This window comes from Nocardia noduli, from assembly GCF_019038455.1.
Classification (GTDB): Bacteria; Actinomycetota; Actinomycetes; order Mycobacteriales; family Mycobacteriaceae; genus Nocardia; species Nocardia noduli.
In genome coordinates, this window is record NZ_JAFMPL010000179.1 from 1 (window position 1) to 8568 (window position 8568).

The 8568-nt window shown below is 68.5% G+C and carries 6 protein-coding genes; 1 reads left to right on the plus strand and 5 read right to left on the minus strand.

Annotation, left to right across the window (positions count from 1 at the left end; translation table 11 throughout):
• Positions 1-315: 315 nt before the first annotated feature.
• Positions 316-1416: an alpha/beta hydrolase gene (locus JZ792_RS39960; RefSeq protein WP_216918093.1), complete on the plus strand. Its 1101-nt coding sequence runs from the start codon at positions 316-318 to the stop codon at positions 1414-1416.
• Between the two features lie 47 nt (positions 1417-1463).
• Here JZ792_RS39960 and puuE read toward each other — a convergent pair whose 3' ends face one another.
• Genes puuE through JZ792_RS39985 form a run of 5 tightly spaced genes read right to left on the minus strand, consistent with a single transcriptional unit; the run spans position 1464 to position 8489 of the window.
• A complete protein-coding gene (puuE, locus tag JZ792_RS39965) occupies positions 1464-2402 on the minus strand; it encodes an allantoinase PuuE (protein ID WP_216918089.1) in 939 nt (312 codons plus the stop codon).
• Positions 2399-3367: an allantoicase gene (gene alc, locus JZ792_RS39970; protein WP_254191027.1), complete on the minus strand. Its 969-nt coding sequence runs from the start codon at positions 3365-3367 to the stop codon at positions 2399-2401. Before alc ends, puuE begins: the two co-directional genes overlap by 4 nt.
• Positions 3368-3413: 46 nt before the next feature.
• Entirely contained in the window at positions 3414-4646 is a 1233-nt protein-coding gene (locus tag JZ792_RS39975) for a DUF6986 family protein (protein ID WP_216918091.1), read from the minus strand.
• Positions 4643-7591, minus strand: coding sequence for a molybdopterin-dependent oxidoreductase (locus JZ792_RS39980; RefSeq protein ID WP_216918092.1), 2949 nt, complete (start codon positions 7589-7591; stop codon positions 4643-4645). The genes JZ792_RS39975 and JZ792_RS39980 overlap by 4 nt, the downstream gene beginning before the upstream one ends.
• 43 nt (positions 7592-7634) lie before the next feature.
• Entirely contained in the window at positions 7635-8489 is an 855-nt protein-coding gene (locus tag JZ792_RS39985) for an FAD binding domain-containing protein (protein WP_216918094.1), read from the minus strand.
• Between the last annotated feature and the right edge of the window lie 79 nt (positions 8490-8568).

The window sequence follows — 8568 nt, forward strand, 5'->3', positions numbered from 1 at the left end:
CCCCCACCCCCCACGGCGCGAGCCTTACGAGCGCTCCCGCGCACCACGGCGCGAGCCTTACGAGCGCTTCCGCGCACCACGGCGCGAGCCTTACGAGCGCTTCCGCGCACCACGGCGCGAGCCTTACGAGCGCTCCCGCGCAGCCCGTCTCACGCCCGAACGGTCGAAGCACACGCACCGAAGGCGCGAGCCTTACGAGCGCCCGTCCGCGGCCCGTCTCGCGTCCGAGCGGTCGAAGCGCATGCGCCGAAGGCGCGAGTCTCGACCGCTCGGACGCGAGACAAAGGGGGCCGCGGACACGCGGCCCCGGCCGCCATAATCATAGTTCTGCTGAGTCTGCCCGTCGCGAACGCGGAACCCGTCGCGACCGGAACCGTCCTGTCCGTGGAACCGCTTTCCGCCGCCGCGACCCTGCCGGGCTCACACGACTCGACTCGCATCCTGTACAGCTCGACCACCGTGCGTGACCAGCCGACGACCGCGAGCGCAGCGGTGTACTTCCCGCCCGGTGAACCGCCCGCGGGCGGTTGGCCGGTGATCGCGTGGGCGCACGGCACCGTCGGGTTGGGTGACGATTGCGCCTACAGCGTCGCCGGTCCCGCCGCCGTCGAACGCGATTGGGCCTATCTCGGGACCTGGCTGGATCAGGGGTACGCGATCGTGGCGGCCGATTACGCCGGACTCGGCACACCGGGTGAGCATCCGTATCTGAACGGCACGGTCGAGGCGCACAACGTGGTCGACGCGGTCGCGGCGGCGACGAAACGTTTCCCGACACTGTCGAGGAAATGGGCGGTGGTCGGTCAGTCGCAGGGTGGCGGCGCCGCCGTGTACACGGCCCGCTACGCCACCGAATTCGGCGGGCCGGAACTCGACTATCGCGGCGCGGTCGGCACCGGGGTGCCCGCCTATATCGAGAACATCCTGTTGCCGCTCGGCCCCGGCGTGCCGCCGATCGAACTGGGCGCGCACACGACCGCCTACGTCTTCTACATACTCAACGGGTTGGCCGTCACCTATCCCGAACTGGGTATCGAGTCGTATCTGACCGAATCCGGCAGGCGATGGCTGGCACGGGCGCGGACGGAATGCATCGACCCGTTCGGTGACGAACTCGCCGCGAACAACGTGGTCGTCGGCGATCAGTTCGCGCGCCCGCTCTCACAGGTGCCGGATCTGCTCGGCGTCCTCACCCGGACCATGGGCCTGCCCGAATCCGGGTACGACCGGCCGTTGTTCCTCGGCCAAGGTCTGCGCGACACCGATGTGATCACCCCGGCGACCCTGCTGTTCGCCGCGCGCCTGGAAGCGGGTGGGCAACCGCTCACGCTGCACACCTATCCCGAGGATCACGACGGGACCGTCAACGCCTCACTGGTGGATTCGATCCCGTTCGTGCGCGGACTGTTCGCTTGATCCGGTGTCCGGTCCCGTCCACGACGGGACCGGACACGATCGCAGCCTCAGTTACCCGCCGCCGACAACCCGTTGCGGGAACTGAGAGCGGGCGGATGCGTCGCGCGCCAGTGTTCGGCGATATCGATGCGTCGGGTTATCCACACCCGCTCGTGCGTTTGAACGTGATCGAGGAACCGTTCCAGGGCCGCGATACGGGCGGGCCTGCCGACCAGGCGGCAGTGCAATCCGACCGAGAGCATCTTCGGGCTGCCTTCGGTGCCCTCGCGATACAGCACGTCGAACGCGTCGCGGAGGTGTGCGAAGAACTGCTCGCCGGACGGGAAGCCCGCCGGGGAGGCGAAACGCATATCGTTCGTGTCGAGTGTGTAGGGCACCACCAGGTGGTCGGTGCCGCGCACGGTGACCCAGTACGGCAGGTCGTCGGCGTAGGAATCGGAGTCGTAGACGAAACCGCCGTGTTCGACGACGAGTTCGCGGGTGTTCGGTGAGTCCCGCCCGGTGTACCAGCCCAGTGGACGCGAACCGGTCAACTCGGTGAGCAGCCGCACCGCTTCGGCCATATGCGCGCGTTCGGTTTCGCGATCGATCGACTGATAACTCTTCCAGCGCAATCCGTGGCTCGCGATTTCGTGTCCGAGTTCCCGAAAGGCGGCGACCGCCTCCGGATTGGCCCGCATCGCCTGTGCCACGGCGAATATTGTCAGCGGAAGACCGCGCCGTTCGAATGCCCGCAATACCCGCCACAGCCCGGCTCGCGAACCGTATTCGTAGAGCGATTCCATACTCATGTGGCGATCGGGAAATGCCTCGGCCGGAGTCATCTCCGAGAGGAACGTCTCCGAATGGGCGTCCCCGTACAGGACATTGTTCTCCCCGCCCTCCTCGTAATTGAGGACGAATTGCACCGCGATGCGCGCGCCGCCCGGCCATTTCGGGTCCGGTGGTGTGCGGCCGTAGCCGATGAGGTCGCGATCGGCGGTCATCCGCCGAACTCCCCGAACAGCCGAAGGCGGGCAAGTCCGCCGTCGGGATAGACGTCGAGCCGGACCTCCTCGACCGAGGCCGCCATCGGCGTCACCGCGAAACGATGTCTGGTGTCGGGCAGCAGCGGGGTGCGCGGCAGCAGTTCCACCTCGGTGCCGTCGGTGGTGCGGCCGGTCAGCCTGGCCGAGCCGGGACTGTTACCGAGGAAATAGGAGGTGTCGATCTCGGCGAGCCGGACCAGTCCGGGTCCGGCCAGGCGGATGCGCACCCAGTCGTTGCCGTCGTCGCGGCGGCGCGCGGTCTCCCAGCCGTCGCCCATCTTCCGGGCCAGACCGGGATAGAGCAGCTGATTCGGTGAGCTGTAGAAGCGATTCGAGCAGTCCAGTACCAGCGCGCCGTTCTCCAGCGCGGCCAGGTCGAGCGGGCCGAGTCCGAGCAGTTCCCGATCCGGCCTGCCCTCACCGTGTACCCGTAGCCGCGCGACGCCGCCGTCCGGATGCATGGTGAGTTTCACATGGGTCCAACGGTTCTCGTCGGTGACCGGGAACGGGTTGCGGCTGTCGCCCTTGACCTGGGCCCGGTCGATCAAACTCACCCAGTCGGTGCGCTCGGCGATCGACTCGGCGGGCGGATAGCCCGCGATCTCCAGCGCCGACACCGAGACAGCGGGCGGATAGTTGCCGGTGAACCAGGCGGTGTCGACCACGATGCCCCGGATCACTCCCGGCACCCCGAGACGGACGATCGCGCTGTCGTCGCCGGGTTCGCCGCGATGCCTGCGGGTTTCCCAGCCGTCGTAGATCTGGCCTTTGTGTCCGAAGGTCGACGGCTGATACTCCGACGGTCCCGGATTGATCAAATTCTCCTTCTCCGCGAAGGATTCGTCGTTCGCCCAGATCACCGAACCGCCGAGGGGGCGGACGGCCAGGTCCGGGAACAGCGTGAAATCCTCATCGCCGATCAGTTCGTTCACCATGCCTCCTGTGCTGCGGTCGTCGTCGATCGAGCCGTCATCGGGGATCGTGCGGGATCGGCTCGCGCGCGACGAGAGCCCGCAGCACGGCCGGGCTCAATTCGGGGGCCGTGATCCGTAATTCGTCTTCGGTGCGCGCCCCGCTGTGCACGGCGCGCAGTACCGTCGCGGCCAGTGCTTCGGCGGTCGCGGGTTCGTCGATCACGCCGCCGGAGCGGCGATCCAGATAGGCCAGCAGACGCGGAACGGCGACGTCGACGGCCTGTCGGAAGAAGTCGTAGGTCGCCAGCCAGCGGGTGACCAGGTGACCGGGATGCATATCCCAGCCCTGGTAGTAGCCGCGCCGCAGCGCCTGGCCGACGAGCCGATGATGGTTGAGCAGCGCGTTTTCCGGTTCGGTGTCGGGAACGATCTGGGTCGACCCGTCGCAGATCCACACCCCGGTCTGCGCGGCCGCCACCTGCATCACCGCCTTGGCGTGGTCGGCGGCCGGATGGTCGAGCGCCTGGTCGGTCGCGGCGATTCCACAGGCGGCCGTGTAGTCGTAGGTGCCGAAATGCAGCGCGCTGCACCGTCGCTCGGCGGCGGTGAGCATGCGCGCGATCGGCGCGGTGCCGTCGGAGGCGACGATCGCCTGCGGGCTCTCGATCTGCAATTCGAATCGCAGCGTGCCCTCGCGGAGACCGAAACCGGTCTCGAAGCCGTCGCACAGGGCGACCAACGCCGAAACCTGTTCGACGGCACGGATCTTGGGCACCGTGAACACGAATCCGTCCGGTACCCCGCCCATGGCCTCCAGCACCAGTTCCAGGGTGCGCAGCGCGCGGCCGCGTTCGGCGCCGGACAACCCCTTGATCCTGATACCGAATCCGGCGGGACCGCCCGCCGACGCCCATCCGGCGATGATCTCGCCCGCCGCGGTCGCGGCGGCGTCCTCCTGCGCGTCGTCGCGGAAACCGTAGCCGTCCTCGAAATCGATGCGCAGATCCTGCACCGGATCACCGAGCAGCCTGGCCCGCACCGCGTCGAGCGACTCGGTGCCGTCCCGTTCCGACAGCAGGTCGCGGTGCCGGTCGAGCAGGGTCACGGCGGACGCACCCCAGTCCAGCGGCGTCGACGGAGTGATCCGGTCGGCCGGTACGTAGACGGTGTGGATCGGCTGGGCGCGACCGTCCGGTCCCGGGTACCCGGCACGCAATCGCGCGTCGACCTGGTCGAGTACCGCGTCGAACCGGGCCAGGATGTGCTCCGGCAACCGGGTGGAAGTCACCCTCGGTCTCCTTCCTGCAAAGCGCGCCAGATCCGGTCCGCCGTCATCGGCAACCGGTCCGGCCGGATACCGACAGCATCCTTGATCGCGTTCGCCAATGCGGGGGCAACCGGGTTGTAGGGCGATTCGCTCATCGATTTCGCGCCGAGTGGGCCCAGGTCGTCACTGGTTTCGGCGAAATACACCTCGGTCGTCGGCACATCGCCGAATTGCGGGATGTGATAGTGCCGCAGCGTGCTGGTGGTGACCACACCCTCGACGCTGCGCATATCCTCGTACAACGCGGTGCCGATGGCCTGGGCCACACCGCCTTCCACCTGACCTCGGCACTGCACCGGGTTGAGTACCGTGCCCGCGTCGACGGCCTGGACCGACTGGAGGATGCGCACCGATCCCGTCTCCGGCCGCACCGCCACGCGGAAGGCGTGCACATTGAAACTCACCGAACGCGGGCTGCCCGCGTGCTCACCGGTGGCGCTGAGCTCGCCTTCGGCCAGCAGTTCGGCGACGGTGACGAGGGTGTCACCGCAGCGCACCCCTTCCGACTCGAGTTCGCCTTCGCCCGGCACGGTGCCGGTCAGTTTGGCGGCGCGATCGAGCATGCGCGCGCGTAAGGCAAGGGCCGCCGCGTAGGACGCTTTGCCCGCCACCACGATGCCGGTCGAACCGAAGGCGCCGGTGTCGTGGCCGACCAGATCGGTGTCGGACTGCCTGATGACGATGCGTCGCACATCGGCGCCGAGCGCGGTCGCGGCCAACTGGGCGTGCACGGTGGTGGTGCCGTTACCGAATTCCGCTGTGCCGACCCTGATCTCGTAGCGACCGTCGGCGCGCAGCGTGGCGATCGCCTCGGAGCGATGACCGCGCGGCGGGATGGTGGCGATCATCGCCAGCGCCATCCCGGTCCCGACCCGCCAGTCCGGACCGGGCGCGGACACCCCGTTACCCCGGTGCAGCGCTTGTTCGGCCAGGTCGATGCACTGATCGAGTCCGTAGCTGCCGAAGACCAGATCGCCGTCGTCCACGGCGGCGCCGACGAACCGATCACCGGGTACGACCACGTTGCGGCGACGCAATTCGAACGGATCGATACCGAGTTCCGCCGCCAGTTCGTCGAGCGCCGATTCCACCCCGAAGATGATCTGCCCGAGTCCGTAGCCGCGGAACGCGCCGGAGGGAATGTTGTTGGTGTACACCGAGCGCGCGTCGACCCGCTTGTTCGCGCAGCGATACACCTCGACCGATTCCCCCACGCCGTGGAACATCACGCCCGCGCTGTGATTGCCGTAGGCGCCCGCGTCGGCGAGCACGTCGATCGCCAGCGCCGTCAGAATGCCGTCGGTGTCCGCGCCCGCCGTCACCGCCACCCGCATCGGATGCCGTGAGGTCGCGGAGACGAATTCGTCCGAGCGCGTGAATTCGTACTGCACCGGCCGACCGGTGCGCAGCACCGCCAACGCGATCAGATCCTCGGCCAGCATCTCCTGTTTCGCCCCGAACCCGCCGCCGACGCGGGTCGCGAAGACCCGCACCCGATCACGAGCCAGCCCGAAGAGGACGGAGAGTTCGTCACGCACCAGGAACGGCACCTGGGTACTGCACCGGATGACGAGCCTGCCGTCGGCGTCCAACCAGCCGATACCGCCGTGCGTTTCGAGGTGGACGTGCTGTCCGCGCGGCGAATGCCACACGCCCCGAACCACTTTCGCTCCCGCACGCAGACCGGCGGCGATATCACCCACCTCGCCGTGCAATTCGGCCACCAGGTTGCGGTCCGGATCGGCGATCCGCGCCGAAACCGGTTTGCCGCCGTGCAATTTCGGAGCCCGGTCGGCCAGCGCGTCCGCCGGATCGAAAACGGCGGGCAGCAGGTCGTATTCGATCCGCAGCAGGCGAGAGGCCGCCTTTGCCGCACCCAATGTCTCGGCGACGACCGCCGCGACACGCTGACCGACGAACCGCACCGTCCGATCGAGGACGTAGGTGTCGTCCGGGTCGTCGGTACGCAACTCGTGACGCGCGGTCGAGAAGGCGATATCCGGTGCGTCCGCGTAGGTGAGCACGGCGTGCACGCCGGGCACCGCCTCCGCCGCCGAAGTGTCGATGGAGACGATGCGCGCATGCGCGTGCGGACTCACCGCCACCGCGATGTGCAAGGGTGCGGTGGGTGGCGCGACGGAGGTCGGGTCGAAGGAAGTCTCGGTTCCCGGCGTCGGCGACGTACCGTCACGTGGCGGCAGGACGTCGAAGGTGAACGGTTCGGTGCCGGTGACGATCCGGGGGCCCGCAGGCGCCCCGACCCCGGTTCCCGCACCGCCCCACGTGGTGGTGGCACCGGGTCCGGGCCGCAGTCCGGCACCGGAACCCGCGTCGGCCGCCGATGCTCGAGCGCTCGGCTCACCGATCATGTCCCGTACCGAATCGACGAGCGGCCTGGCCGCGGGAGTCGGTCGTGCCTCAGCAGGGCACCGATGGGCTGCGACCGATCCCGCACCCGGGTCACCCTCCGCGGTCAACGCCTCGCGGATGGCTCGGTACCCCGTGCACCGGCACAGGTTGCCTTTCATCAGTTCGGAAAGCTCCCCGGACTCCGGTGCGGAATCCGCGGTGCCGCAGCCGAGTCCGGCGGCCGTCACCACCATTCCGGCGGTGCAGAAACCGCATTGGAACGCCGCGCTGTCGATGAACCGCTGCTGCACCGGATGCGGATCGGCGACGCTGCCGAGCCCCGCCGCCGTGGTGACGACGCGGTCCGCCGCGCGATAGGCGGGAACGACACAGGAGTGCACCGTCTGTCCGTCGAGTTGGACCGAGCAGGCGCCGCAATCACCGGTGTCGCACCCCTTCTTGACCGCGAAGCGCCCCTGTTCGCGCAGCAGCGTGCGCAAGCACTGGCCGGGACGCGGCTGTACCTCGAACATGTCGCCGTCGACTTCGAATCTCATTGCCGCTCACCGACTTCACCCGCTGGACCGCGCCTGTAGAAGCTCATGTCCCACTCCCGTCCGTGCGCAATTCGTCCGCGACTTCACGGGCGAGGACACCGGTGACGTGACGACGCCAATCCGGGGCACCGTGCGGATCGTCGAACCACAGCGCCGAATCGAGGTCGGCGACGGCGGTGGCGACCCGGTCCGGATCGGGTGGCGCCGGGAAATCCAGGACGACGGGGCGGGTGGTGGCCGCGGTGATCGTGATCGCCGTACGGTCGTCGGCTTCGCGCCTGCCCATCACCACCGCGCCGGAACGGCCGAACGGCGCGAGTGCGATCTTACGAAACGCGGTGCGGGCACGCAGTGTTCGCGTCGGCACGTGCAACGAACGCAGTATCTCCCCGGGCGCGAGCACATTACTCTCTGCTTCGAGAACGAAATCGCGCAGCGGAATCCGGCGATCGGTTCCGTCCGGGGACCAGATCAGCGCGACCGCGTCCAGGGCCGTCAGCGCGGCGAGCACCCCGCCCGCGGGCAGCGACAGGCAGATGTTCCCGCCGACCGTCGCGCTCCGCCAGATCTTGTGCGAGGCCAGCAGCGCGCGGCAGCCCTGGGCGAACAGGGTCGTGCCCGGCCAGTCCTCGCGCAGTACCGCCTGCCCGATCTCCCGCCCGCGCGTCGCACCGGCGAATTCGGCCAGCGTGCAGGTCGCGGCGATCTCCAACCCATCGGAGGTCTCGAGCAGAGCGGGCCACCCCAACCCGGTGATATCGATCAGCCGCGCCAACCGCACCTGCGGCTCCGAGAACAGGTACGTACCCCCCGCCAACACGGCACAGGTCTGTCCCAGGCCGACCAGGTCGGCCCGCTCCCGTGCCACCACCACCTCCCGAATCGTGTCCAGGTCCACGTCCCACCTCACTCCACAGCACCTGTAGCCACCCTAGAAGCCGCGGGTTGCCGAAATGTTGCACCACTCTCGATTCACA

Excerpts from the sequence above, each read along its gene's own strand:
- puuE (WP_216918089.1), bottom strand. The coding sequence starts at position 2,402 with ATGACCGCCGATCGCGACCTCATCGGCTACGGCCGCACACCACCGGAC.
- JZ792_RS39980 (WP_216918092.1), bottom strand. The coding sequence starts at position 7,591 with ATGAGATTCGAAGTCGACGGCGACATGTTCGAGGTACAGCCGCGTCCC.